27 protein-coding genes and 2 other annotated features are annotated in these 26,478 nt (G+C 38.5%); all 27 genes read left to right on the plus strand.

Annotated features, from left to right (window positions below; genetic code table 11):
* Nucleotides 1-2 precede the first annotated feature (2 nt).
* The 27 genes from hemC (at nt 3) to ACIQZA_RS23345 (ending at nt 26,277) form a co-directional block, all read left to right on the plus strand.
* Nucleotides 3-935: a hydroxymethylbilane synthase gene (gene hemC / locus ACIQZA_RS23215; RefSeq protein ID WP_142509030.1), complete on the plus strand. Its 933-nt coding sequence runs from the start codon at nt 3-5 to the stop codon at nt 933-935.
* On the plus strand, nt 925-1,686 hold the full coding sequence (locus ACIQZA_RS23220; RefSeq protein ID WP_402884182.1) for a uroporphyrinogen-III synthase: 762 nt from the start codon (nt 925-927) through the stop codon (nt 1,684-1,686). The genes hemC and ACIQZA_RS23220 overlap by 11 nt, the downstream gene beginning before the upstream one ends.
* Nucleotides 1,683-2,663 carry a porphobilinogen synthase gene (gene hemB, locus ACIQZA_RS23225; protein WP_400932909.1) on the plus strand — a complete coding sequence of 327 codons (981 nt, stop codon included), beginning with the start codon at nt 1,683-1,685 and terminating at the stop codon, nt 2,661-2,663. The genes ACIQZA_RS23220 and hemB overlap by 4 nt, the downstream gene beginning before the upstream one ends.
* On the plus strand, nt 2,664-3,956 hold the full coding sequence (gene hemL / locus ACIQZA_RS23230) for a glutamate-1-semialdehyde 2,1-aminomutase (RefSeq protein WP_402884180.1): 1,293 nt from the start codon (nt 2,664-2,666) through the stop codon (nt 3,954-3,956).
* 646 nt (nt 3,957-4,602) lie between these two features.
* Complete coding sequence (locus tag ACIQZA_RS23235) at nt 4,603-5,049, plus strand: SRPBCC family protein (protein WP_400932912.1); 447 nt, start codon at nt 4,603-4,605, stop codon at nt 5,047-5,049.
* A gap of 481 nt (nt 5,050-5,530) precedes the next feature.
* Nucleotides 5,531-6,394 (plus strand): valyl-tRNA synthetase, encoded by an 864-nt coding sequence (locus tag ACIQZA_RS23240; RefSeq protein ID WP_402884178.1) that lies wholly within the window; start codon nt 5,531-5,533, stop codon nt 6,392-6,394.
* 268 nt (nt 6,395-6,662) lie between these two features.
* Nucleotides 6,663-6,941, plus strand: a binding site (T-box leader).
* 126 nt (nt 6,942-7,067) lie between these two features.
* Nucleotides 7,068-9,713: a valine--tRNA ligase gene (locus ACIQZA_RS23245; RefSeq protein ID WP_402884176.1), complete on the plus strand. Its 2,646-nt coding sequence runs from the start codon at nt 7,068-7,070 to the stop codon at nt 9,711-9,713.
* Between the two features lie 292 nt (nt 9,714-10,005).
* Entirely contained in the window at nt 10,006-11,301 is a 1,296-nt protein-coding gene (locus ACIQZA_RS23250) for a bifunctional folylpolyglutamate synthase/dihydrofolate synthase (protein ID WP_402884174.1), read from the plus strand.
* On the plus strand, nt 11,298-12,551 hold the full coding sequence (locus ACIQZA_RS23255) for a bifunctional folylpolyglutamate synthase/dihydrofolate synthase (protein ID WP_402884172.1): 1,254 nt from the start codon (nt 11,298-11,300) through the stop codon (nt 12,549-12,551). Before ACIQZA_RS23250 ends, ACIQZA_RS23255 begins: the two co-directional genes overlap by 4 nt.
* 528 nt (nt 12,552-13,079) lie before the next feature.
* Nucleotides 13,080-13,727: a hypothetical protein gene (locus ACIQZA_RS23260; protein WP_142509022.1), complete on the plus strand. Its 648-nt coding sequence runs from the start codon at nt 13,080-13,082 to the stop codon at nt 13,725-13,727.
* A gap of 99 nt (nt 13,728-13,826) precedes the next feature.
* Entirely contained in the window at nt 13,827-14,420 is a 594-nt protein-coding gene (locus ACIQZA_RS23265; RefSeq protein ID WP_400932922.1) for a Maf family protein, read from the plus strand.
* 34 nt (nt 14,421-14,454) lie between these two features.
* Nucleotides 14,455-15,126 carry a RadC family protein gene (gene radC / locus ACIQZA_RS23270; RefSeq protein WP_402884208.1) on the plus strand — a complete coding sequence of 224 codons (672 nt, stop codon included), beginning with the start codon at nt 14,455-14,457 and terminating at the stop codon, nt 15,124-15,126.
* 606 nt (nt 15,127-15,732) lie between these two features.
* Nucleotides 15,733-16,752: a rod shape-determining protein gene (locus tag ACIQZA_RS23275; RefSeq protein ID WP_132356994.1), complete on the plus strand. Its 1,020-nt coding sequence runs from the start codon at nt 15,733-15,735 to the stop codon at nt 16,750-16,752.
* A gap of 12 nt (nt 16,753-16,764) precedes the next feature.
* Nucleotides 16,765-17,691: a rod shape-determining protein MreC gene (gene mreC / locus ACIQZA_RS23280; protein ID WP_402884170.1), complete on the plus strand. Its 927-nt coding sequence runs from the start codon at nt 16,765-16,767 to the stop codon at nt 17,689-17,691.
* A complete protein-coding gene (gene mreD / locus ACIQZA_RS23285) occupies nt 17,691-18,215 on the plus strand; it encodes a rod shape-determining protein MreD (protein WP_142509018.1) in 525 nt (174 codons plus the stop codon). The genes mreC and mreD overlap by 1 nt, the downstream gene beginning before the upstream one ends.
* A 27-nt stretch (nt 18,216-18,242) precedes the next feature.
* Nucleotides 18,243-18,911: a septum site-determining protein MinC gene (gene minC / locus ACIQZA_RS23290; protein ID WP_400932932.1), complete on the plus strand. Its 669-nt coding sequence runs from the start codon at nt 18,243-18,245 to the stop codon at nt 18,909-18,911.
* A gap of 1 nt (nt 18,912) precedes the next feature.
* Complete coding sequence (minD, locus tag ACIQZA_RS23295) at nt 18,913-19,710, plus strand: septum site-determining protein MinD (RefSeq protein WP_400932934.1); 798 nt, start codon at nt 18,913-18,915, stop codon at nt 19,708-19,710.
* A gap of 93 nt (nt 19,711-19,803) precedes the next feature.
* Nucleotides 19,804-20,358, plus strand: a complete 555-nt coding sequence (locus tag ACIQZA_RS23300) for a peptidoglycan DD-metalloendopeptidase family protein (RefSeq protein WP_400932936.1) — start codon at nt 19,804-19,806, stop codon at nt 20,356-20,358.
* Complete coding sequence (locus tag ACIQZA_RS23305; RefSeq protein ID WP_400932938.1) at nt 20,348-20,959, plus strand: zinc metalloprotease; 612 nt, start codon at nt 20,348-20,350, stop codon at nt 20,957-20,959. Before ACIQZA_RS23300 ends, ACIQZA_RS23305 begins: the two co-directional genes overlap by 11 nt.
* Before the next feature lie 45 nt (nt 20,960-21,004).
* Nucleotides 21,005-21,080 (plus strand) — a sequence feature (ribosomal protein L21 leader region).
* 14 nt (nt 21,081-21,094) lie between these two features.
* Entirely contained in the window at nt 21,095-21,403 is a 309-nt protein-coding gene (gene rplU / locus ACIQZA_RS23310) for a 50S ribosomal protein L21 (RefSeq protein ID WP_036124117.1), read from the plus strand.
* 16 nt (nt 21,404-21,419) lie between these two features.
* Complete coding sequence (locus tag ACIQZA_RS23315; protein WP_132356987.1) at nt 21,420-21,776, plus strand: ribosomal-processing cysteine protease Prp; 357 nt, start codon at nt 21,420-21,422, stop codon at nt 21,774-21,776.
* Nucleotides 21,773-22,072, plus strand: coding sequence for a 50S ribosomal protein L27 (gene rpmA / locus ACIQZA_RS23320; RefSeq protein WP_132356986.1), 300 nt, complete (start codon nt 21,773-21,775; stop codon nt 22,070-22,072). Before ACIQZA_RS23315 ends, rpmA begins: the two co-directional genes overlap by 4 nt.
* 138 nt (nt 22,073-22,210) lie before the next feature.
* Nucleotides 22,211-22,738 (plus strand): Spo0B domain-containing protein, encoded by a 528-nt coding sequence (locus ACIQZA_RS23325; RefSeq protein WP_400932941.1) that lies wholly within the window; start codon nt 22,211-22,213, stop codon nt 22,736-22,738.
* 5 nt (nt 22,739-22,743) lie between these two features.
* A complete protein-coding gene (gene obgE / locus ACIQZA_RS23330) occupies nt 22,744-24,033 on the plus strand; it encodes a GTPase ObgE (RefSeq protein WP_142509013.1) in 1,290 nt (429 codons plus the stop codon).
* A 23-nt stretch (nt 24,034-24,056) separates the two neighbouring features.
* Nucleotides 24,057-24,512, plus strand: a complete 456-nt coding sequence (locus ACIQZA_RS23335; RefSeq protein WP_053484814.1) for an ACT domain-containing protein — start codon at nt 24,057-24,059, stop codon at nt 24,510-24,512.
* A 475-nt stretch (nt 24,513-24,987) separates the two neighbouring features.
* On the plus strand, nt 24,988-25,863 hold the full coding sequence (gene pheA / locus ACIQZA_RS23340; protein WP_402884167.1) for a prephenate dehydratase: 876 nt from the start codon (nt 24,988-24,990) through the stop codon (nt 25,861-25,863).
* 24 nt (nt 25,864-25,887) lie between these two features.
* Nucleotides 25,888-26,277 carry a thiol-disulfide oxidoreductase DCC family protein gene (locus ACIQZA_RS23345; RefSeq protein WP_402884165.1) on the plus strand — a complete coding sequence of 130 codons (390 nt, stop codon included), beginning with the start codon at nt 25,888-25,890 and terminating at the stop codon, nt 26,275-26,277.
* Nucleotides 26,278-26,478 lie beyond the last annotated feature (201 nt).

The following is a 26,478-nucleotide window of genomic DNA, read 5'->3' on the forward strand; positions in this document are numbered from 1 at the left end:
TGTTGAGAAAAATTATTGTAGGTTCTAGGAGAAGTAAGCTAGCTTTAACTCAAACAAATTGGTTTATCAATGAGTTAAAAGCTGCTGGTGTACCATTTGAATTTGAAGTGAAAGAAATTGTGACGAAAGGTGATCAAATTTTAGATGTGCAGCTATCTAAAGTAGGTGGTAAAGGGCTTTTCGTAAAAGAAATTGAACAAGCACTTTATGACAAAGAAATTGACTTTGCTGTTCATTCTATGAAGGATATGCCTGCAGTACTGCCTGAAGGATTAGTAATTGGCTGTATTCCACCACGTGAAGATGCGCGTGATGCATTTATTTCAAAAGGACATGTGAAATTTGCCAATCTTCCAGCAGGAGCTGTTGTTGGGACAAGTTCTCTTCGTCGCAGTGCTCAACTTTTAACAGTCCGTCCAGATATAGAAATTAAATGGATTCGTGGAAATGTGGATACACGTTTAGCTAAACTTGAAACTGATGAATACGACGCTATTATTTTAGCAGCAGCTGGACTAAAACGCCTTGGCTGGAGCGATGATGTAGTTACTGAGTTTTTACCTGTTGAAGATTGTCTACCAGCAGTAGCACAGGGCTCTCTAGGTATTGAATGTCGTGGAGACGATACGGAGCTATTAACAGAATTAGGCAAGTTAACAGATAGCATTACATGGCAAGAAGCGCATGCAGAACGTGCTTTCCTAGCTGCTATGGATGGAGGCTGTCAAGTACCTATCGCAGGATACGCAAAGTCTAATGGGGAAGAAATTACATTAACTGGACTTGTTGCTGCTCCAGACGCTTCAGTTGTTTATAAGGAAACTGTTGTGGGCACTGATGCGGAAGCAGTTGGAAAAGAGCTTGCTGAAATTTTAACGAAGCAAGGTGCTTTTGAATTAATTCAACGAGTAAAGGCAGAGCAAGATGCAAAATAATTTACCTTTAGAAGGTAAAACTATTATTTTGACAGGTACATCTAAAACGACAACAATAATAGATGACATTACAGCTTTAGGTGGCCAAGCAGTAATTGCCCCATTGATTGAAACTTGCGAGCTGATCAATAGAAATGATGATATGCAACTAGAGTTTGCGCGTCAATTTGAATGGCTCATTTTTACGAGTCAAAATGCTGTAGAAGCTTTTGCTAGTAAGATGCGACGATTTAGCGTAAATGCAGCGCATTTTCCCGGGAAAATTGCTTCTATTGGTACTAAAACTACTACAGCCCTAGAACAGCTAGGATTCCATGTGAGCTTTATGCCTTCTATATTTAGTGCAGATGTATTTGTTCAAGAATTTCCGAGTGTAGCAGGTAGCAATCCTACATGTCTATTTATTCGTGGAGCAAGAGCGAAAAAGACATTGAAGGAAGGGTTGCCCTTTAAATTGAAGGAATGGACAGTTTATGAAACGATTGAGCGACACGACCAAAAGCAATTAATGATTGAATGTATCCGCGCGAATAGCGATGTCACAGTGATTTTTGCTAGTCCTTCCGCTGTTGACGTCTACGCCAAGGATGTAGCTTCGGTAGTTGGTTGGGAGGCAGTACGTGTAGCCGTAATCGGTCATATTACAGAAGCAGCTATTTTGAATCACGGTGCTATTGTGGATGTTATGCCGAGCGTATATACAATGCAAGCAGTCATCGAGGAAATAACGAAAGTAGGAGAAAGAAAATGACAAAATTACAATTTCAAAGACATCGTCGTTTGCGTGCAAATGCTGCCATACGATCAATGGTAAAAGAAACATACTTACACAAAGAAGATTTAATTTATCCAATCTTCGTTATTGAAGGCGAAAACATTAAAAATGAAGTATCTTCTATGCCGGGAGTTTTTCAATTTTCATTAGATAAACTTGAAGCTGAAATTGATGAAGTTGTTGCTTTAGGTATTCCTGCGGTTATTTTATTTGGCTTACCTGCAGAAAAAGATGCAGCCGGAACTGGTGCATTCCATGATCATGGTATTGTGCAAGAAGCAACACGACTTATTAAAGCTCGCTACCCAGAGCTTTTAATCATTGCAGATACATGCTTATGTGAATTTACAGATCACGGTCATTGTGGCGTAATTGAAGGCGATCAAATTTTAAATGATCCTTCATTAGATGTTTTAGCACGTACAGCAGTATCACAAGCAAAAGCCGGTGCGGATATCATCGCTCCTTCCAATATGATGGATGGATTTGTGGCTGCCATTCGTGCAGGTCTAGATGAAGCAGGCTTTGAAAATGTTCCGATTATGTCATATGCCGTAAAATATGCATCTAGCTACTATGGTCCATTCCGAGAAGCAGCTGATGGTGCGCCTCAATTTGGTGATCGTAAATCATACCAAATGGATCCATCGAATCGTATGGAGGCATTCCGTGAAGCAGAGTCTGATATTGCAGAAGGTGCAGATTTCTTAATCGTTAAGCCAGCTCTAAGTTATTTAGATATTATTCGTGATGTAAAAAATAACTATACATTACCGATTGTTGCATATAACGTTTCTGGTGAATATGCAATGATCAAAGCAGCGGCTATTAATGGCTGGATTGAAGAGAAAAAAGTAGTGCTTGAAACGTTACTTAGCATGAAACGCGCAGGCTCAGATTTAATCATTACGTATCATGCTAAAGATGTTGTACGTTGGTTGGAGGAGAAATAAATGACGCGTTCTTACGAAAAATCAAAACAAGCTTATGCTGAAGCAATTAACTTAATGCCAGGCGGTGTTAGTAGCCCAGTACGTGCATTCAAATCCGTAAATATGGATCCAATCTTCATGGAATCTGGTCACGGTGCTATTATTAAAGACATTGATGGCAATGAATATATTGATTATGTATTATCATGGGGACCTCTTATTTTAGGTCATTCACATCCTAAAGTTGTACAAGCAATTGCAGAAACAGCAGCGAAAGGCTCTTCGTTTGGAGCACCTAGCTATACAGAAAATCGATTAGCCAAATTAGTGTTAGATCGACTTCCAGGTATGGAAATGATTCGCTTCGTGTCTTCTGGTACAGAGGCTACGATGTCTGCTTTACGTGTGGCACGTGGTGTTACAGGACGCGATAAAATTTTGAAATTTGAGGGTTCTTATCATGGTCACGGAGATTCCTTACTAATTAAGGCAGGCTCAGGGGTAGCTACATTGGGCTTACCTGATAGCCCAGGTGTCCCAGCGGATATTGCACGTAATACGTTAACAGTAGCGTACAATGATTTAGAAGGAGCAAAACTAGTTTTCGAAAAGTTTGGTTCAGAGCTTGCGGCAGTAATTGTTGAGCCAGTCGCAGGAAATATGGGCGTTGTACCTCCACTACCAGGCTTCCTATCAGGCTTACGTGAATTAACAAAGGAACATGGATCATTGTTGATTTTTGATGAGGTTATGACAGGCTTCCGTGTTGACTATGGCTGTGCACAAGGTTATTTTGATGTAACACCAGATATGACAACATTAGGAAAAGTAATTGGCGGTGGACTTCCTGTCGGCGCATTTGCAGGGAAAAAGGAAATTATGGAGCAGGTAGCACCAGCTGGTCCAATCTATCAAGCTGGGACATTGTCAGGGAATCCATTAGCAATGACGGCAGGCTATGAAACATTATCTCGCCTTGATAATAGCTCTTATGAATACTTCAAAAAGCTAGGAGATCAATTAGAGGCTGGTTTCCGTGAAGCAGCAACGAAATACAATATTCCGCATACTGTAAATCGAGCTGGTTCAATGATAGGTTTCTTCTTTACGAATGAAGATGTTATAGATTTTGATTCAGCAAAAACGTCTGATTTGCAATTATTCGCTGAATACTTCCGTCTAATGGCAGAGGAAGGTATCTTCTTACCGCCATCTCAATTTGAAGGTTTATTTATTTCTACCGCACATACAGAGGAGCATATCGCAAAAACAGTTGATGCCTTCCATAAAGTATTTGCACAATTAGCAAGATAATAGGTTGTTACAAAATAGCATGCTAGAAGAATTTTCTGGCATGCTATTTTTTGTGGTTTACTAATGTAATTTGCCTTTGTCTACAATGGCTTATATTTTTGCGGTTCATCACCAAAAGTTGTGTATGACTTTTGTTAAAACGTCTACTATGTAAATTAGTTGATTGGAGTGGAGACTGGGCGACTCCTTGGGGATCAGCGATAGAGGAACGAAGGCTAAAACCATCACATCCTGTGATAACGCCTTCGTGACCAACATCGTGTTGGCCCGAGACCCTGCAGCGAAGGGGCTCATCGGACGCCCCCAGGAAGCTCTGCTCTGCGCGAAAGCGAAGCGTCAGCGGCAATGTTTTATCTGTGCAAAAGCGAAGCGACAGCAACAAATGTTTTAACTGTGCGAAAGCGTAGCGACAGCAACAAATGTTTTAACTGTGCGAAAGCGTAGCGACAGCAACAAAGTGCCCAGTCGGAACGGAAATCAACCACACGTTTTGGTGATGATCCATTTTTACCCGTTAAATGACAATGAATGTATGATCGCTTCCGCTTGAAAAAATTTTTATTAAAATTATAACTTTCAGCATAGCCAAATTGTGGGCGAAATCGTATATAATAGAGCTATTCGTAAAAGAAAGTAGTGAATTGATATGGCAACTGGCACACATATGGTCGAAGTACCCGTGGGAATTGAAAATGTATGGGATTTCGTCAGTGATATGGAAAAATGGGCAAAGCTTGTCCCAGGTTATAATGCACATGAAATGATTGATGAAAAACATTCAAATTGGACGTTTAAAGGCAATGTTGGTGTTTTGAAAAAAACAGTACAAGTAGAGATTACTATTTTAGAATGGGTAGCGCCTACAAAAGTAACATTCGAATTAAAAGGACTTTCTGATAACTTTTCAGGAAACGGTTATTTCCTAGCAGAAAGTATTGATGCAGAAAATACAAAAATGACAGGCTTTTTAGAAGTAACTGCAGGAGGATTAGCTGGTCCGATTTTAAATCCAATCTTTAAGCCGATTGTACCTAAAGCAACACAAATGTTAACAGACCGTGTAGCAAATAAAATTAAATTGGTGAATGTATAATAACGCTGTTAACTTCTTTCAGCGGATGTTCAAACACTCGCTAAAATAGGGGAACTCAGGCTAAAAACTTCACATCCTGTGAAAATGCCTGAGTGACCAACCTTGGTACCGCTGACGCTTCACTTTCCCACAAAAACATTTGTTGGCCCAAAGCCCCTGGCGGATGTCACGGAATCGGCTTTGTACAAGCACAAAGCCGATTCCAGACGCATTATGCTGAGGCATAATTGATATAAACAGTAAAAAGGCATGCTAGACGTTCTAGTATGCCTTTTTTAGGCTCATTATTGGGGCTGATTCCCATTACGGCCGGGGCGCTCCCCTTGGGAACAATACAAAATCCGAATGCATTGTATATCTTCACGAAAACAAAAAATTTTTACGCCAAGACGAAATTGATTAATCATCCTATAGCATACTATCCTTCGGAACTTCATATGATGCAAGGGGAGGGATTATTATCGAACAGAAAACTTGGAATATGAGTGAAACTTTTTGTTTTCCTGGTTATGGCAGTCCAACAGAAATAGCAGATGTACAAATTAAGCCACGGTGGCAGACGATGCAGTTAGAAGATTCTCTACGTTTAATGGGTATCTATCATATCACAGCGCATGTTCGTTTTGATTTTCAAGACATGAAAGCTTTCCTTGATGATGAAGAATTAGTACAAATTAATGCTCTCGATATTCAAGGGGATACTGGTTATTTTGAGTATGCAGTTCCTTTAAATGTGGATTTACCAAAGGAAGCAGCTATTGAAGATTTAACGGTAAAGGATGTTCGACCTAAATTGACGAATCAGATGTGTCAGCTCGAATGGACGGTTACAAGTATTTTTAATGAGCCTGAGCCAGTATTCGCTTTAGAAAAACAGCCTGTTACTGTCAATGCCTCAGCTCAAATAGAGAAGGGATCCCCTATAAAAGAAACGGCAGCTGTAGTAGCTTCGATTCAAGAAGAAAAACCTGCGGCTGTAGTAGCTTCGATTCAAGAAGAAAAACCTGCGGCTGTAGTAGCTTCGGCACAAGAAGAAAAAACTATAGCTGTAATGGCTTCGACACAAGAAGAAAAATCTGCAGTTGTAACAACTTCAGAACAAGAGGAAAAATCAAAGTTTGTAACATTTGCAGTAAAAAAGGAAAAGTCTGAAGCAATAGTAGCTTCAGACAAAAAAGAAAAGCCTGCACCAGCTGAGCAAAAAACAATGTTGAGGGAATCCTCAAGTCATATTGTAGTCCGTGAATCCAGCTCCTGGCATGAAGTTCCATCGATGATTTGGGATTTAACGGAAGATTATACACCGCTAAAGGTTCGTGTTTCAAATGACTTCATTCAAAAGTAAATAGCATAGAAGTAGCAGGAGCAATAAGATGATAAAATCTCCAGATGTTGGAATGATGATGACACGTATAAACTGAAAAACACAAATTGGTACAATTATCGTTTTGCAATAAAAACGAAATTGTCGTAACCATGGTGGTAAAAGCCAAGGATTATACTTACGTCGTCGCATTTGAATTTTCACTTCCTTTTCTAGTAGTGCTTCCTAAAAATGACTAAATCACTTGAAAAAATGCACGATTTTGCGGTACAATGTGAAAAAGTCGAATATAGATGCTATGACAGGGAAGAGTAAATTATTAGTACATTTTAAGAGAGGAAACGGTAGCTGAAAAGTTTCTATTTGTACCTAATTGAATGTAGCCCTCGAGCAGCTTTAGTGAACTAGCAGTAGTTAAAGCCGGTTAAACACCGTTACCGAATTGAGAGCCAGTAGTAAAAGGTTTAAGCGAGTAGTACATTTTTTTCTGATGAAATGTGTGGCAGCTTAACTCGCTTCTGCTGGAATTAAAGGTGGTACCGCGAATTTAAACTCCTTCGTCCTTTTAGACGTTAGGAGTTTTTTTTATTTTCATTAATCTTCTGGTACATGTGCCTCTAGCTGAGACATAAAAACAGAACGATTGGTACGATCTCACACCGGTAAAATTATTAAGTCAACAGGAGGAGTCAAAATGACAGAAAACATTTCAATGCCTACAAAATATGATCCGCAATCCATTGAAGCGGGTCGTTATGAATGGTGGTTACAAGGGAAATTTTTTGAGGCGCAGCCTACAAGTAATAAGGAGCCTTATTCTATCGTTATTCCACCACCGAATGTAACAGGTAGATTACATCTTGGTCATGCTTGGGATACAACATTACAAGATATTTTAATTCGTATGAAGCGCATGCAAGGTTACGATGCACTGTGGTTACCAGGAATGGACCATGCAGGTATTGCAACACAGGCAAAAGTAGAGGCCAAACTACGTGAAGATAATATGACACGTTATGATTTAGGGCGTGAAAAATTCCTAGAAAAAACATGGGAATGGAAAGAAGAGTATGCTGGGCATATTCGCGATCAATGGGCGAAGCTTGGTCTTGCATTAGATTATTCTCGTGAGCGTTTCACACTAGACCAAGGTCTTTCCGATGCAGTTAAAACTGTTTTCGTTCAATTATATGAAAAAGGCTTAATTTATCGCGGTGAACGCATTATTAACTGGGACCCTGCTGCAAAAACAGCCTTATCAGATATTGAAGTTATTTATCAAGATGTTCAAGGTGCATTCTATCATATGAAATACCCATTAGCTGATGGCTCAGGATATGTGGAAGTTGCGACTACACGTCCTGAAACAATGCTAGGTGACTCTGGGGTAGCCGTTCACCCGAAAGATGAGCGCTATCAACACTTAATCGGTAAAACAGTTATTTTACCAATCGTTGGCCGTGAAATTCCTATCGTAGCAGATGACTACGTAGATATGGAATTTGGTACTGGTGTTGTAAAAATGACACCAGCACATGATCCTAATGACTTTGAGGTTGGTAACCGCCACAACCTTGAACGCATTCTTGTAATGAATGAAGATGGTACAATGAACGAGCTTGCTGGCAAGTATAACGGTATGGATCGCTTTGAATGCCGTAAGCAAATCGTAGCTGATTTACAAGAATCGGGCGTGCTTATTCGTATTGAAGAGCATACACATTCAGTAGGCCACTCTGAACGTTCTGGTGCTGTTGTAGAGCCGTATCTTTCAGCACAATGGTTCGTAAAAATGCAACCACTAGCGGATGCTTCACTTGCTCTTCAAAAAGATGAAGAAGGAAAAGTGAACTTCGTACCATCTCGTTTCGAAAACACATATTCTCGTTGGATGGAAAACATTCGTGACTGGTGTATCTCTCGTCAGTTATGGTGGGGTCACCAAATCCCAGCTTGGTATCACAATGAAACAGGTGAGATTTACGTAGGAAAAGAAGCACCAGCAGATGCAGAAAATTGGACACAAGATGAAGACGTTTTAGATACATGGTTCTCGTCAGCACTATGGCCATTTTCTACAATGGGTTGGCCAGATGAGACAAATGAAGAATACAAACGTTACTATCCAACAAGCACACTTGTAACTGGTTATGATATTATTTTCTTCTGGGTTTCTCGTATGATTTTCCAAGGTCTTGAATTTACAGATCAACGTCCATTCAAAGATGTTTTAATTCACGGTTTAGTACGTGATGGTGAAGGACGTAAGATGAGTAAATCACTTGGCAATGGTGTAGACCCTATGGACGTTATTGATCAATATGGTGCCGATTCATTACGTTACTTCTTAGCTACTGGATCTTCACCTGGTCAGGATTTACGCTATACAACTGAAAAAGTAGAAGCAATTTGGAACTTCTCTAACAAAATTTGGAATGCCTCTCGTTTTGCTTTAATGAACATGGAAGGTATGACATTTGATGAAATCGACTTAACTGGTGAAAAATCAGTTGCCGATAAATGGATTCTAACTCGCTTAAATGAAACAATTGAACGTGTAACATCTCTTGCAGAACGCTACGAATTTGGCGAAGTTGGCCGCGAGCTTTATAACTTTATTTGGGATGATTTCTGTTCTTGGTATATTGAAATGGCGAAGTTACCGTTATACGGTGATGACGAAGCAGCTAAGAAAACAACTCGTTCTATTTTAGCTTACGTTTTAGATCAAACGATGCGTCTATTACATCCATTCATGCCATTCATTACAGAAGAAATCTGGCAGCACTTACCTCATGAAGGTGAATCAATCACAGTGGCAGCATGGCCAACTGTACGTACGGATCTTCATTTTGCTGAGGAAGCAGACAATATGAAGCTCCTAATGGATATTATACGTTCAGTACGTAATATTCGTGCGGAAGTAAATACACCTATGAGCAAAAAAGTGCCGCTATACATTTCAGCGAAGGATGTTGCAACGGCTACAGTGCTTGAAGCCAATAAAGCCTATTTAGAAAAATTCTGTAATCCAGAAACGCTAACAATTGGAGAAAGTTTAGAAGCTCCTGGTCAGTCAATGACAGCAGTAGTTACTGGAGCTGAGCTATTCCTACCGCTTGTTGGACTTATTAATCTAGAAGAAGAAATTGCTCGTCTTGAAAAAGAATTAGAGAAGTGGTCAAAAGAAGTCAAACTTGTAACTGGTAAGTTATCGAATGAAAAATTCGTGTCCAAAGCGCCAGAAGCATTAGTTAATGCAGAACGTGAAAAATTAGCCGATTACGAAAGTAAACATGCGGTTGTATTAAAACGTTTAGAAGAACTGAAAAATATGTAAGATTGGGACAGCGGATGGCGAAAGTCATCCGCTGTTTTTTGTATGCAACAAAAGATATGTGTTGTTTTAGGTGAAAATATTTAGTAATTAGATCATGTGGGAGCACTATGGTGCACAACAACTACAATAGTGTGAAATCAACTTAAAAACACATTGATTCTCACTTTTTAAAGTGTTTTTATGTGTGTTTTTTAGCTTTCATTCAAAGTATAAGAGTTTTTTTCGAAATGTATGTGTATTGGGCGCTACTTATACTAAAATAGAGATATTGTAGTAAGAGGGAGTGTTTCTTTTGTTTAAAACGATGCAAGAATGTACAGATTTTATTTTTACGTTAAAGGCAGTTGATTATAAACGTGCACCTCTCGTATTAATACGAGAGGTATTAGCACTTCTTAATAACCCACAGGATAGGCTACGAGCTATCCATTTAGCAGGCTCAAATGGAAAGGGATCAACAGTGAATGCGCTGAGAGAAATGTTACAACATGCTGGCTATAAAGTTGGCGCCTTTGCTTCACCCCATTTAGAGCGTGTTAATGAACGTATGACTATTAATGGAATTCCAATTTCTGATGAACAATTTTTACACTATATGAACAACGTTGCTGAGATTATTGAGACACATTATGAAGGTGACTTTCCGAGCTTTTTTGAAGTTGTAACACTTATTATGTTCCAACATTTTGCGGATCAAGAAGTGGATATTGCGCTGATTGAAACAGGACTGGGTGGACGTTTAGACGCTACGAATGTCATAACGCCCTTAATTTCAATTATTACAACGATTTCACTAGAACATACTGCGTTTTTAGGAGATACATTAGCAAAGGTAGCGTTTGAGAAGGCTGGCATTATTAAAGAAAATATACCTGTTGTAGTGGGTGTTAAAAGTGAGGAGGCACTTACTGTTATCGAAGAGGTAGCAAATGAGCGTCATGCCCCATGTTTTGTTTTAGGGAAGAACTTTACGGTTGAAAACATTGAACAAGGTACTAATATACAGCATTTTAATTACCGAAAAGAAAATGTGGAGATGGTAGCTGTCCCATTAAAAATGGCTGGGCAGCATCAAATAAATAATGCAAGCCTGGCGATTACAGCAATCCTGACGTTAAGAGAGAATGGAGCCATTGATATTTCAGATGAATCAATTCATCAAGCTCTGGCAAAAGCTCAGTGGGCTGGCCGATTTGAGCAATTGCCGGGCAATATTATATTAGACGGAGCACATAATTCTGAAGGAACTACCGCACTAATTCAAACGCTTAAAACGGTCTATCCACGCCAAAACTATCGATTTATATATGCAGCATTATCGGATAAAGATCATGCGAAAAGTATTGCTTTAATGGATAGTATTGCTACATCCATTGCATTTACACAAATTGAGCTCCCGAATGCTATGCCTGCTGATCAATTAGCTGCATTATCTACAAATACGAACAAAATGTATAATGCGAAATGGCGTGAAATGGTTCAAACGATGCTACACCAAAGAACTAATAATGAGGATGTTATCGTCATTACAGGCTCATTGTATTTTATAGCTGAAATACGACAATGGCTACAGGGGGAACAACGATGATTCCAAAATTGAATAGCTACAAGGAAAAGTGGAATGTTCAGAGTGATGATGTTATTAAACCTGGTCTAACTGCGATTGAAGAGGCATTGGCACGAGTAGGTAATCCAGAAAACAAATTGCAAGTCGTGCATTTAGCAGGGACTAACGGTAAAGGCTCTACACTTACATTGCTAGAATCTATCGCCAAAGAACATAGCTTACGTGTTGGTAAATTTATGTCTCCTTGTATTGTGGACGTACATGACCAAATTCAAGTAGCGGGTCAAGCTATTACAGAAGCGGAAATGAATGATGTATTTCAACAAATGCAGACTGCCGGACTAAGTGGGAAACTAACAGATTTCGAACTTTTAACGGTTGCAACATTTTTACACTTTGTCGCTAGTGATGTAGATATTGCCCTTATTGAAGCAGGAATGGGGGGCTTACTTGATAGTACGAATGTGGTTACACCAATTGTGTCGATCATACCGAGTATCGCATTAGAGCATACGAATTTTTTAGGAAATACGATTGAAAGTATTGCTCATCATAAAGCAGGAATTATTAAGCCGTATCGTCCAGTTATTATCGGGGATCTACCGTTAGAAGCGAAGAAATTAATTTATCAGGAAACTCAAAAAAAGTATGCATCCGTTCTTGAACTAAATCATCAATTTTATGTGGAACAAGAGAAAGATGGAGAGAGCTATATGCATAACGACAATGGCTTCCATATAACAAAGCTTACGCGCACTATGAAGGGGGCTCATCAGGCAAATAATATGGCACTAGCTATTACAGCTTTTTTTGAAGTGGCGACGGCATTAGAGTTACAAGTTAGTGAAGAAGCTGTTCAAAAAGCTGTGAAAAACGCAACTATTTTAGGACGTTTTGAAGAAATTATGCCTTATATTTTTTTAGACGGTGCGCATAACCCAGCGAGTGCTAAAGAATTAATAGCAACGATTAAGCAAGAGTTTCCAGATGAGCAGATTACTTTTGTAATTGGTATTCTTGCTGATAAGGCTGTAAAAGAGATTTTGCAGCAATTCGAGCAGGTAAGTGATTGTTTTTACTTTGTTGATTTCAATAATCCCCGTGCGATGGCTGCTCACAACATGCTTAAGCTGTCGAACGCTTCTCATAAAGCAATTTTAGAGGATTATGTGCAATTTTTAAAACGACAGTCAGAAAACAAATCGAGAACGATTGTATCGGGTTCGTTGTATTTATTAACGGAAGTACGTAGTAGATTAAAAAATATTTAACATCTAGTTGAGCGAACAATATATTTACAGTAAAGAATCAGGTACTCATTAAAAATGAGTCCTGATTTTTTTAATTTAGTGTGAATAATAATTCATTAATTTTTGAGTATTCCGCCTTCGATTCCCTCGAGCGCTTTTTTCTAGTGTATTCCCATTTATTCTCTTGCATACTAAACGAAAATTTTTTCTTGGTGAAAACGAATAAAAGCGCCCAGTCGGAACGGAACTCAACCATACGTTATGGTGATACTCTATTACTGTCTATTAACTCCTTTTTTTCTTGGAGCAAAATTAATCTTTGATAGAGGTACACATAATAGAGTAAAGAATCCACCTCTTTTTTTATAGTAAAACTTTCGTAGCAAAAATATTTAAATTTGAAGTGAAACATCGAAAATAACTATTAAATCAAAATATAGTAAATTCGCATTTACACATTCTTTTATACATATACTTATATATCAAATTGTAACAATACCGTCTTGTCTAAATTGACTTTGATATGTTAAAGAAAGAGGTGATGGTCGAATGAAAATTGTCAGTCATGTGATGAAAAAACAAGTATTTCGAGCGATGATTATTGGAGGAATAGTTGGACTTTTTGGTGTAGCCCTTTTTTTAGGTATTCTTCAAGCAAGTACTAAATTTTCTTTAAAAAATGATAACGCTGAAGTAGCCACTAAAAGTAATAATGGTAATTCATCAAAAGAAACAATTCCGACAGCAGGAGGAGCAACGAACGGACCCTTGTTTTTTGCAAGTCAAGCAGGGGTCTATTCAAATTATGAAAGTGCAAGCTCGTTTGTAGCTGAACATCCTTCATTAAAAGAAAGTGCCATTGTCGAGGTTGACGGAAAATTTTATGTTTGGACAAGTATGGTTACAGATGAAAGTCAGCTTGTCTTTTTAAAAGATCCTGCAACATTTAAAAAAGCATTTACTTTAAGCGGTGACAGTTGTAAGGAGGCAATGATTGCAGAACTTCCATCTGTGCTAGCTGACAAAAATGCAACAAAATTAAATTTTAAGGATAAATCGAAGGATTCTACGTTGCCTGCTGATTGGCAATCTATTGGAGCGGCAGCATCGTCTATTTCAACAGATATTAGCATCGTTCGCTTACAAGTTTTTGCCCATTACAAATCGAAAAATGCTTGTCTTCAAGTGAAATTTTAAGCACAAAAGATGGTGAAATAAGCATTATCTTGATATTTAGAAAATTTTCAAATCCAAAATTCTCCGTTATGATAACTAATAAGGAGGAATGGTCAGATAATGTTTAAAACAAATCACAAGCTAGTGCTAGCTTCAGCTTCACCACGACGAAAGGAATTGCTTGCTATGCTATCACTTCCATTTGACATAATAACTAGTGAAGTAGAAGAGACAAGCGTCCAGGCAACTACAATGCAAGATTATGTAAAAGGTGTAGCTCTATTAAAAACACGTGATGTGGCGAAAAAAGCCCCAAAAGCCACGATTATTGGAGCAGATACGATTGTTGTTTATGAGGATGAGTTACTCCATAAACCTAAAAATCGTGAGGAGGCGATTTCTCACTTATTGCGCTTATCAGGTAAGCGTCATGCGGTCATGACAGCTGTTGCCATTATTGAGCCTAACGGTAATGAAACTACATTCGTCGAAGAGACAAACGTTGTTTTTCATCATTTATCGCAAGAGCTCATCGAAGCATATGTAAATTCGGGAGATCCTTTCGATAAAGCAGGTGGTTATGGCATTCAAACTGCTGGAACCCTTCTAGTTAAACGAATTGAAGGAGATTATAACAATGTTGTCGGCTTACCACTTGCAGCGTTGTTTACGCAATTGATAGCACTCAATATTATCCAATTTGCGAAGGAGTGAGGCTTTTTTGCCAAATGATGTTTTACCAAGGACGATGATACGAGACGTTAATATAGAGGATCGACCACGCGAAAGACTACGGAGACAAGGAGCTATGAGTTTATCGAATCAGGAGCTGCTGGCGATTTTACTAAGAACAGGCACGAAAGAAGAATCTGTTCTTGTACTTGCAAATCGCGTTCTAAGCGTTTTTGAACGTTTACATCATTTGAAACATGCAACAATAGAAGAAATGGTTGCTATTAGAGGGATTGGTGAGGTCAAAGCCATTCAATTATTAGCGGCAATTGAACTCGGTAGACGTCTCGCACAGAAATATAACGATGAAAAATATACGATTCGTTCACCGGAAGATGCAGCTGCCTATTTAATGCCTGATATGACCTCACTGAATCAGGAGCATTTCGTAGTTCTTTTTCTAAACGTAAAAAATCAAATTATTCATAGACAGACGATTTTTATAGGCAGTCTAAATGCTTCAATCGTCCATCCTAGGGAGATTTATCGCGAAGCTGTAAAAAGATCTGCGGCTTCTATTATTTGTGCTCATAATCATCCTAGCGGTGTTCCAACACCTAGTGATGAGGATATTGAAGTGACGAGAAGAATTTTAGAGGCTGGTTATATTATAGGCATAGATTTAATTGATCATCTTATCATCGGTGATCATCAGTTCATTAGTTTGAAAGAAAAAGGATATTTTTAACTTCTTTTTGCGGGTGTCAAACATCCGCTGAAAGAAGTTCAAGCCTCCGGAGGATGTCACGCAATTATGCCGGGGCATAATTGAGCTCTGCAATGTATTTTGCAGAGTTTTTATATTTCCTCAAATTGGATAAAATAATCAAATCGCTTTATTATTTTAAAAATAAATATTTTGTAATATTTTGCGGAAAACTAAAAATAATAGCGAACCTTTTCTGATAGAAAACGTTACTGTATTCGTAGAAATGTCTATAATATTCACAAAAATTGGTAGCCTATTACACGTTGTCTTACAAGAATAAAAATTATATGCTAATCTATACATACTATTTTTGTTTGGGTGGGAATTAAAATAGTATCTTTTCCGCGAGAAGAGGTATGTGGCACTACAAATTCTTGCGTTTTTCCGTTATAATGAACGGTATGATTTTATTTTTATTCAGAAAAAGACTCTCACTCCAACAGGTGTGAGATAAATGAGTGTGTGTAGTTTTTTTCAGTAGGTGTCTAACACTGGGTGAATGAAGATAGAGGCTCGGGGGGAAATACGCCTGGGTGCAGTTGATGTCAACGAAAGTATGGCTTAAATAGAAAGGGAGTACACAAATTGTTTGGATTAGGAAGTAAAGATGTCGGGATTGACCTTGGCACAGCGAATACATTAGTGTTTATAAAAGGGAAGGGAATCGTTTTACGCGAACCTTCAGTTGTAGCGAAAAATACAAAAACGGGAGATATTGTCGCAGTTGGTAATGATGCGAAAAATATGATTGGTCGTACACCTGGGTCAATCGTAGCAATCCGTCCTATGAAAGATGGCGTTATTGCTGATTTTGATATTACTACAGCAATGATAGAATACTATTTAAAAGAAGCTTGTAAAAATTCTGGTGGCAATTGGAAAAAACCGAATGTTATGATTTGTGTGCCTTACGGTATTACATCGGTTGAACAACGTGCGGTTATTGATGCTGCTCGCCAAGCAGGTGCTAAAGAAGCATTTACAATTGAAGAGCCATTTGCAGCGGCAATCGGTTCGAACTTACCAGTATGGGATCCAACAGGGTCAATGGTCGTTGATATCGGTGGTGGTACAACAGAGGTAGCGGTTATATCATTAGGTGGTATTGTAACAAGTGAATCCGTGCGTGTTGGCGGGGATGCAATGGACCAATCTATCATTTCGTATATTCGTAAATCATATAACTTAACAATTGGTGAACGTACTGCGGAAGCAGTAAAAATGGAAATTGGTACAGCATTGGCTGAGGGCCCAGAAGAAAGAATGGAAATTAGAGGACGCGACCTTTTAACAGGTTTACCAAAAACGATCGAAATTTCTTCACAGGAGATTTCTGAATCTTTACGTGAAGCGGTAGCATCTATTATTGATGGTGTTCGAAAAACCCTTGAACAAACACCTCCTGAATTATCTGCAGACGTAATGGAACGCGGAATTGTACTAACAGGTGGTGGTGCGCTATTAACGAATTTAGACAAAGTCATTAGCCAAGAAACTAATATGCCAGTATTTATCGCAGAAGATCCACTGGACTGTGTTGCTATTGGTACAGGTAAGGCTCTAGAACATATTGATTTAATTCGTCAACAACAAGTTAAAGGGTAAGGGGGTTTGGCAATGCCACATTTTTTTTTCAATAAGAAATTAATTTTGCTACTCGTAGGCATGGTTTTTCTTGTGGCATTGATTAGCTTCTCATTACGTGAACGGACGAATGCAACTTTACCAGAGCAAATTATTAAAGACACTGTCGGCGTCGCACAATCTATTGTTGCGAAGCCGGCGAATTATATTACTGGTGTTTTTAATAGTATTGATTCCCTCTTAAACACGTACGAAGAAAATAAACGTTTAAAAGCACGCTTAGATGAATTTGCAGCCGTACAGGCTGAGGCATCGGACTTGAAATCTGATATTAAAAAGTTTCAAGAGCTTACGGACAAATCGGAAAGTTTAAAAGCTTATGATCCGATTCATGCCACAGTTATTGCTAGAAATCCTGACCAGTGGGAACAGAAGATTATTTTAGATAAAGGATCTTCACACGGTGTAGAAAAAAATATGGCAGTTATGACAGCAAAAGGGTTAGTTGGTAAAGTTATTTCAGTGACACCCTTCACGTCTGAGGTAGAGCTTTTATATACTGATAAATCAAACTATCGTGTTTCTGCGATGGTTCAAGGAGATAAACAAGCATACGGTTTAATTGAGGGCTATGATAAAGAGCGTAATGAACTCATCATGAAGCGAATCGATTCAAGTTTAACAATTAAAAAGGGTCAGCAAGTTGTTTCATCAGGACTCGGCGGTATTTTCCCTAAAAATGTGCCAATCGGAGAAATAACGGAAGTAAGTACAGATGATTTTGGCTTAACAAAATTGGCCTATGTTAAACCAGCTGCTGATTTTTCAATTTTAGACTATGTTGTTATTGCTAAACGGTCCGCTACCGTAATAGATGGATTTGATGGTAATACATCTGTTGGTAATACATCGAACAAGGATTTAACACATCCACAAAAGGGTAAAGAGGAGGCGGAATAATGGTTCGGTTTCTCATCCCCTCTGTGGCAGTTTTACTATTTTTGGTAGAACCGGAGTTTGCTATGTTTTCACCGATTGAAGTGAAAGGGCAAATCTTTTATTTAGTTCCGAGATTTTTAATCTTATATTTAATATTTATATCCATCTATTACAGCCGTCAGCGAGCGGTAATGTATGGACTTTTTTTTGGTGTCTTGTATGATGTGTTTTACATTGATATTATTGGATTATATTCAGTACTGTTTCCGCTTATTTGTTTTTTAGCAGGGTCTATTGTGAAAGTTATTCATCAGCACTTAGTTGTGACAACGACGATTTCAGTTGTTTTAGTAGCAATTTTAGAATTTATACTCTATCAATTCTTCTATCTTATTGACTTTACAACGATCCCATTATCGGAATTTTTACGTTCACGACTGCTGCCAACGATCATTGCAAATGCACTGTTTTTAATGATTCTTGGTTGGGCCTTCAAGTATCTAATTAATGCGCGTGTCTTGCAGAGAGCACGTGAAGTTTCTTAATAAAGAACAACGTGGGGTGAGGCATTCATGAAAAAACAGTTAGTTAATATGAAGGGGACAAAGGATGGATTTGTTCTTCGTTTAGACGATCAATGTTCGTATGTCGATTTAGTAGAAGAGCTTAAAAAGAAAGTGTCAGAAAGCGGTATCGATAGTAAAGTAGATGTACAATTATATTTGGGCTATCGATACTGTTCTGCTGAACAAATCAAAGAGCTTATTAAAATTGTTCAGGAAACTGAGCAATTAATTGTTTCAAAGGTGCAAAGTGAAGTACTGACTGTCCATGAGAGCAACCAGAAAAGGATTGAAAGTCAACAAGATACATATATTGGTGTGGTCAGATCGGGTCAAGTTCTGCGTTCGTCAGGAGATATTATTATCGTAGGGAATGTCAATCCGAACGGACGTGTAGAAGCGGGTGGCAATGTGTATGTCCTAGGTAAACTCAAGGGCATTGCGCATGCTGGTGTTCATGGTAATAAGGAGGCAATCATTGCAGCATCTCTTTTTGAAGCCACACATATTATGATTGCTGATCAGGTCCAAGTAATGTCTGACGAACATGTAAAAGCAATTAAACATGAAGAGATGACTTGTGCATTTATTGGCTTGGATGGACGCATTACGTACGATCAAATTCACTCGTTAAAAAATATTCGACCATTATTAAATGTGTCTAAGGGAGGTAGCTAGTGTGGGAGAAGCGATCGTCATAACTTCAGGTAAAGGCGGTGTCGGAAAAACAACGACAACAGCTAACCTGGGGACTGCATTGGCTCTACAAGGTAAGAAAGTATGTTTAGTAGATACCGATATTGGACTTCGTAATTTGGACGTAATTTTAGGTCTTGAGAATCGGATTATTTATGATTTAGTAGACGTTGTTGAAGGGCGCTGTAAGATTCATCAAGCGTTAATTAAAGATAAACGTGTAGATGAGAAACTATTTTTATTACCTGCTGCTCAAACAACAGATAAAAATGCTGTTAAACCTGAGCAGATGAAGAGGTTAGTAGAAGAATTAAAAAGAGACTATGACTATGTTTTAATAGACTGTCCAGCGGGCATTGAACAAGGCTATCGCAATGCTGTTGCTGGTGCAGATCATGCAATTGTTGTAACAACACCAGAAATCTCTGCCGTTCGTGATGCAGATCGAATTATTGGCTTGCTCGAACAGGAAGAAATTACTGCACCTAAACTAATTATTAACCGCATTCGCCAGCATATGATGAAAAGCGGTGATACGTTGGATGTTAATGAAATTACAACACATTTGTCTATCGATTTATTAGGGATCATCGTAGATAATGAAGGGGTTATTTCATCATCCAATAAAGGTGAACCAGTAGTAATGGATCCTACTAATAAAGCATCTCTAGGCTATCGTAATATTGCCCGTCGAATACTTGGCGAATCTGTGCCACTTATGGCCATTGAAGATGAAAATAGAGGTGTATTTTCAAAACTAAAAGCGTTATTTTCTAAATAATCATCAGCCTTTTCGTGCATTTGTACGAGAAGGTTTTTTTCTTGTGCATGAATGGACATGCAATCTCATATAGTGTGAAAAAAGGATGAGGGCTTGTTTAAAAAATGGAAATGGTTGGTCACAATAATGCTTGTGGCCGCAATTATACTTGTAATACGTTTAGAGGATCAAGGTGTATTGGAAACACCTGTGAGGAAACTTGTTACAACATCAGCGGATTTAACCTACTTAAGTGAGCTCGGACAAAGCTGGCTAAATAAAGAGGATACAACAATTTTAGTTTCGAGTGATGTTGGGCAAACTGAACTATTATCATTTGCCAATGCGCAAGTTTTTAAGGAAGGTTTTTTATTGCAATATGACATGGGCCTACCGGTTTATGCTGGAAAGAATGGACTTGTCGTTTTTACAGGGCATACAAAGTATACCGGTAAGACAATGACAATAAGCTATGGTGATGGTACAACAGTATCCTATGGTATGCTGGATAGTTTAGCACAACTTCCATATACAACGGTGCAGGCAAACGATTTAATCGGCATGAAAGAGGCGGGACAACTCTATATTTCGATTGAAAAAGATAAGACACAATATAGCTTAGAGCAGATTGTACAGTGGCTTGAAACAGCGGCGTCCAATGAAAATTAAACTACATCTTCTATGCATCCCTCTCGTATTTTTAATGATTTTTACTGGCCAAATCGCTTATTACGCCATTATTTTATCTTCGTTATTATGGCATGAAGCTGGTCATTTGTTAACGGCAATGTTTTGTGGCGTAAAAGTAAAATCATGCGTTATTACACCTTACGGAGGGGAAATAGAATTTGAAAATCCAGCGGTTGTGCCTGCAACGTCACTCCTTTGGATTGCCTTAGGGGGACCAATCGCTACAATATTAGGGATTGGCCTCGCTTTTTTTATGCCAGAACTGCTTGCTACTAAACTTATTAATGTGCAACTTGTGCTATTAGCAATCAATGTTTTACCGATTATTCCGTTAGACGGTGGTAGAATATTTTTAGCATGCTTATTTTTATTCAATCCAAGTGTTCGTGCATTTGAATATTACTACTGGTTTTCTCTTTTAATTGCCTTTATACTATTCATGGTAACTTTATGTTACCTTCCACAATCTATTTTTTTAGCAATTTTATGTTTATTTATATGGCTTCAAGTGTTTAAGGAATGGAATTATCGAAAATATCGTTTAGCATTCGAGAAATATGTAATGAATAGATTGACTTAAAAAAAATCTTGTGGTAATATTTTAATGTTATTGTTTGTAGCACCTGTGCTACTGCAACCGCACTGGAAAGGTTTAAGTATCGTAGGATCACCTTTATAAACAGGCGAGTCTGAGTCTAAGAGGAGGTGCAGTAAAATGTACGCAATTATTGAAACTGGTGGTAAACAAATCAAAGTAGAAGCTGGTCAAGAAATCTATGTTGAAAAATTAGGTGTAGAAGCTGACGAGGTTGTAACTTTCGATAAAGTTTTATTCGTTGGTGGCGAAAACGTTAAAGTTGGAGCTCCATTCGTAGAAGGCGCTACTGTAACAGCTAAAGTTGTTAAAGAAGGCCGTGCGAAAAAAATCGTTGTTTTCAAATTGAAAGCTAAAAAGAACTACCGTCGTAAACAAGGTCACCGTCAACCTTACACAAAATTAGTTGTTGAAGCTATCAACGCTTAATTGTGAGGTGTAGCGAATGATACAAGTTACGATTCATCACGATGAAAATAGACATGTGTCAGCATTTGAATTTTCAGGACATGCAGAATACGATGAATCTGGTAAGGATTTAGTATGTGCTGGGGCATCTACAATTGCCATTGGTACAGTAAATGCTATTTATGCACTATTACAATTACAGCCAGAAATCGAACAAGCTGCTGAAGGTGGAGGTTATCTTAAGGTAAACTTACCGTCAGAATTAGAGCCTGAGATTGATGCGAAACTACAGTTAATTGTCCAAGTAATGACTGCCCAAGTGTATTCGATGGTGCAAAATTACGGACAATACATCCAAATCAACTACAACCAAGTAGGAGGTGGAACGGAATGAAATTATTATTAACTTTAGACTTACAATTTTTCGCATCGAAAAAAGGTGTAGGTTCTACTAAAAACGGACGTGACTCTGAGTCAAAACGCCTTGGTGCTAAACGTGCTGATGGCCAATTCGTAACTGGTGGTTCAATTCTTTACCGTCAACGCGGTACAAAAATTTACCCAGGTACAAACGTAGGTCGTGGTGGTGACGATACACTATTTGCTAAAGTTGACGGCGTTGTTAAATTCGAACGCTTAGGTCGCGATCGCAAACAAGTATCTGTATACCCAGCATCACAAGAAGCTTAATCTTTTAAAAAGATAACATAAAGCGGAGGACTGCATTTATTGCAGTCCTTTTTTTGGCTAAATTTCAATGAAGAATTAAGGGAAAAATACAGCAAAACTTGTTATACTAGTAAGGATAACTTTATTGGAGTGAATGGGATGAACAATCAATCACTAACCATTAGTGAAGTATTACGTTTTGCAAATCATGATTATGTGAATCAGCTTCAGCTTATTCGCATGAATTTAGATTTAGGTAGAATTGATGAATCAAAAAAACTTATTAAAGAGTATTCAGAGCAATTACAAGTATTTTCTATCCTTAATCGTCTACAATTACCCCAAACAATAGAATGGCTGCAAACAGCAGGCTGGCGCTACCCTTCATTACCAATGAAGTTAAGCGGTGAGATAAAAAAGCCTGTCACAAATACTATTGATTTGGAAGTTGTAGATTACTTAAACAAAACAGTTATGCATGTTTATGATACATTAGATCCATTTACAGAGCAGAGCTTTGTGCTCGATGTACGTGTTGACGATCATACATTTGCCGTGACATTCACGTTAAATGGGCTATGGAGTGCTGAAGCATTCACCGAAAAAGGTTTGAAACAATTCGACATTCAAACAGTGGAAGAGACAAATACGTCTTGGATATATGTATTGAGTGCAAGTAGGGAGTGAATTAAATGTTTGTCGATCACGTCAAGATTTATGTAAAAGGTGGCGACGGTGGGGATGGAATGGTAGCCTTCCGTCGTGAAAAATTTGTACCGAATGGTGGTCCCGCTGGTGGCGATGGAGGTCACGGTGGGAATGTTGTATTTCAAGTTGAAGAGGGTCTGCGTACGTTAATGGATTTCCGCTACAAACGCCACTTCAAGGCTGACCGTGGTGAGCATGGTATGAGTAAAGGAATGCATGGTAAACGTGCAGACGATTTAATCGTTAAAGTGCCACCAGGTACAGTCGTAATGAACGAAGAAACAGGCGTTGTTATTGCGGATTTAGTCGAGCATGGTCAACAAGCGATTATCGCAAAAGCTGGTCGCGGTGGCCGCGGGAATTCCCGCTTTGCAACACCAGCCAATCCTGCTCCAGAACTTTCTGAAAAAGGTGAGCCAGGACAAGAATTAAATGTTATATTAGAGTTGAAAGTACTAGCAGATGTAGGATTAGTTGGCTTCCCAAGTGTAGGTAAATCAACATTATTATCTGTTGTTTCTGCGGCAAAGCCAAAAATAGGTGCTTATCATTTCACTACAATCGTACCGAACTTAGGAATGGTTGAAACAGATGATCATCGTAGCTTTGCAATGGCCGATTTACCAGGTTTAATCGAAGGTGCGCACGAAGGTGTTGGTCTAGGTCACCAATTCCTCCGTCATATTGAACGTACACGTGTTATCGTACATGTAATTGATATGTCGGGTATGGAAGGGCGCGATCCTTATGAAGATTACTTAACAATCAATGATGAGCTAAAACAATATAATCTTCGTTTAACAGAACGTCCACAAATTATTGTGGCAAATAAAATGGACATGCCGAATGCAGAGGAAAACTTAGAAATTTTCCGTGAAAAAGTGGGAGAAGATACGAAAATCTTCCCAGTATCAGCGGTTTCTCGCCAAGGTTTAAAGCCGGTATTATTTGAAATTGCCGACTTACTGGAAGTGACTCCTGAATTCCCATTATTCGACGATCTAGATGAAGAATCAGATGCAACGGTACTTTACAAACACCAATCTGAAGCAGATTCAATCGAAATCTCTCGTGATCCTGATGGTACATTCATTCTTGGTGGATATGCGATTGAGCGTATCTTCAAAATGACAGACTTCAGCCGCGAGGACGGTGTACGTCGTTTTGCACGTCAATTACGTGGTATGGGCGTCGATGAAGCATTACGTGAACGTGGTGCACAAAATGGAGATATTGTACGCTTATTGGAATTCGAATTTGAATTTGTCGACTAAGAATAGGTTTTAGGGGGAAGCGTATGAAGAATGTTGCGAATCAGCGATATTATTTAGTTCGTGAAGATGTTTTAACGGATGCTATGCAAAAAACTTTGGAGGCGAAACACTTACTTTCAAGTGGTTCGGTATCTTCCATTTGGGATGCGGTAAAGCAGGTGGATTTATCGCGTAGTGCGTTTTACAAATATCGTGATGCTGTATTTCCTTTTCACTCAATTGTGCAGGAACGCATTTTAACAGTCTTTTTACAGCTTCAGGACCGTAAAGGAACACTTGCAAAGCTTTTAGAAACAGTGACGATTACACATTGTAATGTACTGACTATTCATCAAACAATACCGATTCAAGGACGTGCTAATGTTACATTGTCATTAGATGTAACTAGTATGACATGTGAACTTGATGATTTAATACAGCAACTCAAACGTTTAGATTTTGTAGAGTCAGCGGAAGTAATTAGTTCTGGTGCACTGTAACTGAAGGCAAGCTTGAATTTTTGACAGAATGTAAGTAAACTCAAAAGGAGCAGTCCCATGTGGTGTAGTGATATCGCTTCATGGGACAGCTCCTTATTCTATGCTAAGAGCATATAGGAAAGCATCACATTCTGTCTCAATCTAACATTTGATGGAGAAATATAAAGTGGTTTTTAAAGATTTAAAATTCCGAATTTTTCATTAGTTAAATTTAAGAAGCTCATTATCAAGAAGTTGAGGATACTATTTGATAGAACGTTGTCATGTATATAAGTTGATTTCTGTTCCGACTGTGCGACTCCTTGGGGATCAGCGTCACAGATGAGATTCTGGAGCGAGCAAAGCGAGTGAAGCGGCTCATTGGACGCCCTAAGGAAAGGACGCAGTTGGAACGGAAAACAATGCCACGTCATGGTGATGAGCCACTTTAATATAAAATCAAAAGCTACAAGTTGTAGTGAAGGAGGTAAATGTAATGACAGAACAACAATGGGAAAAACGAATTGGCTATTTAGGACCAGAAGCATCATTTACATACTTAGCAACAAAGGCAACTTTTCCGAATGAGTGGCTTGTCCCTTGTTCTACAATTCCAGAATGTATAGAGGCAGTAGCTGAGGGGAAGGTAGATTTAGCGGTTGTACCACTAGAAAATGCTTTAGAAGGATCTGTATCGCTAACGCTTGATTATTTATTCCATGAGGCGACCCTATATGTTACAGGTGAGCTTCTATTAAAAATACAGCAGCATTTAATGGTCAATAAAGCGCAAAAGGACAATTGGGAATCGATTACAGGTGTTTATTCACATCCACATGCTTTAGCCCAATGTCATAAATACTTATTTTATCGTTTCAGCCATGTTCCGTTACATCAAACGACATCTACAGCAGCAGCTGCAAAATATGTATCTGAAAATCCAAACGAGTGCATTGCGGCAGTTGGAAATGCAGCAGCAGCAGTTAAATATGGCTTAGAAATCGTTCAACCTGATATTCATGATTTCCATTTTAACCATACACGCTTCTTCGTATTATCAAAGCAAAATAGACGATTGCCACAAGAATTATCTGATGGACAGGCGAAGACAACTTTCATGATTACATTGCCAACGGACCGTTCAGGAGCATTACATCAAGTATTATCAGTATTTGCATGGCGACAATTAAATTTAAGTAAAATCGAATCACGACCATTAAAAACAGGCTTAGGTGATTATTTCTTTATGATTGATGTATTAGCAGATGAAAAGGAGCCTATGATGCGTGGAGCTATGGAAGAACTAGCTGCACTTGGTTGCAAGGTGAAGTCACTTGGTACATACTTTACTTATCTAACATCGGACGAGTAATAAAAGTGGCTAGGAGGGATCATTGTGGGAGGCATTATTTTGTTTGACGGAGTGTGCAATTTTTGTGATAGTAGTGTGCAATTTATTATCAAATATGATAAGGTAGAGTATTTTCAATTTGCGTCCATCCAAAGTGAAGCTGGGCAGGCATTACTTGCACAATATAAAGTACCAGAAAATATTGATAGTGTCATTTTAATTGAACAGGGAAAGGTATATTTTGAATCCACAGCAGCACTTAAAATCTGTAGGAGATTAGATAGTTTTTGGCCTGTTAATTATATTTTCATCATAATTCCTCCATCTATACGAAATAAAATGTATCGATTATTTGCCAAAAATAGATATCGTCTTTTTGGACGAAAAGAAGTATGTTTATTGCCGACATCTTCACAACGAAAAAGATTTCTCTAACTTTGAAGCTATCCAAGTAAAGTGGATAGCTCTTTTTGTATCTTTTGAAAACCCCTTGCTATGCGAGGGGTTCTAAAGAGCTTCTAGCTATGGACAAGAAAAAAAACCCAGTCGTACAATGAATTCAGGTCTGGTCAACCGACTTCGTACGAAAGGGGATCCAAATGGATAATAAAAGTTTAGCACACACAACATGGAATT

The organism is Lysinibacillus sp. NPDC096382, assembly GCF_044762845.1.
Lineage (GTDB): Bacteria > Bacillota > Bacilli > Bacillales_A > Planococcaceae > Lysinibacillus.

What these genes read in the sequence shown, in the direction of transcription:
- ACIQZA_RS23220 (WP_402884182.1), top strand. Translation starts at nt 925, where the DNA reads ATGCAAAATAATTTACCTTTAGAAGGTAAAACTATTATTTTGACAGGT.
- hemB (WP_400932909.1), top strand. Translation starts at nt 1,683, where the DNA reads ATGACAAAATTACAATTTCAAAGACATCGTCGTTTGCGTGCAAATGCT.
- hemL (WP_402884180.1), top strand. Translation starts at nt 2,664, where the DNA reads ATGACGCGTTCTTACGAAAAATCAAAACAAGCTTATGCTGAAGCAATT.
- ACIQZA_RS23235 (WP_400932912.1), top strand. Translation starts at nt 4,603, where the DNA reads ATGGCAACTGGCACACATATGGTCGAAGTACCCGTGGGAATTGAAAAT.
- ACIQZA_RS23240 (WP_402884178.1), top strand. Translation starts at nt 5,531, where the DNA reads ATGAGTGAAACTTTTTGTTTTCCTGGTTATGGCAGTCCAACAGAAATA.
- ACIQZA_RS23245 (WP_402884176.1), top strand. Translation starts at nt 7,068, where the DNA reads ATGACAGAAAACATTTCAATGCCTACAAAATATGATCCGCAATCCATT.
- ACIQZA_RS23255 (WP_402884172.1), top strand. Translation starts at nt 11,298, where the DNA reads ATGATTCCAAAATTGAATAGCTACAAGGAAAAGTGGAATGTTCAGAGT.
- ACIQZA_RS23260 (WP_142509022.1), top strand. Translation starts at nt 13,080, where the DNA reads ATGAAAATTGTCAGTCATGTGATGAAAAAACAAGTATTTCGAGCGATG.
- ACIQZA_RS23265 (WP_400932922.1), top strand. Translation starts at nt 13,827, where the DNA reads ATGTTTAAAACAAATCACAAGCTAGTGCTAGCTTCAGCTTCACCACGA.
- radC (WP_402884208.1), top strand. Translation starts at nt 14,455, where the DNA reads ATGATACGAGACGTTAATATAGAGGATCGACCACGCGAAAGACTACGG.
- mreC (WP_402884170.1), top strand. Translation starts at nt 16,765, where the DNA reads ATGCCACATTTTTTTTTCAATAAGAAATTAATTTTGCTACTCGTAGGC.
- mreD (WP_142509018.1), top strand. Translation starts at nt 17,691, where the DNA reads ATGGTTCGGTTTCTCATCCCCTCTGTGGCAGTTTTACTATTTTTGGTA.
- minC (WP_400932932.1), top strand. Translation starts at nt 18,243, where the DNA reads ATGAAAAAACAGTTAGTTAATATGAAGGGGACAAAGGATGGATTTGTT.
- ACIQZA_RS23305 (WP_400932938.1), top strand. Translation starts at nt 20,348, where the DNA reads ATGAAAATTAAACTACATCTTCTATGCATCCCTCTCGTATTTTTAATG.
- rplU (WP_036124117.1), top strand. Translation starts at nt 21,095, where the DNA reads ATGTACGCAATTATTGAAACTGGTGGTAAACAAATCAAAGTAGAAGCT.
- ACIQZA_RS23315 (WP_132356987.1), top strand. Translation starts at nt 21,420, where the DNA reads ATGATACAAGTTACGATTCATCACGATGAAAATAGACATGTGTCAGCA.
- rpmA (WP_132356986.1), top strand. Translation starts at nt 21,773, where the DNA reads ATGAAATTATTATTAACTTTAGACTTACAATTTTTCGCATCGAAAAAA.
- ACIQZA_RS23325 (WP_400932941.1), top strand. Translation starts at nt 22,211, where the DNA reads ATGAACAATCAATCACTAACCATTAGTGAAGTATTACGTTTTGCAAAT.
- obgE (WP_142509013.1), top strand. Translation starts at nt 22,744, where the DNA reads ATGTTTGTCGATCACGTCAAGATTTATGTAAAAGGTGGCGACGGTGGG.
- ACIQZA_RS23335 (WP_053484814.1), top strand. Translation starts at nt 24,057, where the DNA reads ATGAAGAATGTTGCGAATCAGCGATATTATTTAGTTCGTGAAGATGTT.
- pheA (WP_402884167.1), top strand. Translation starts at nt 24,988, where the DNA reads ATGACAGAACAACAATGGGAAAAACGAATTGGCTATTTAGGACCAGAA.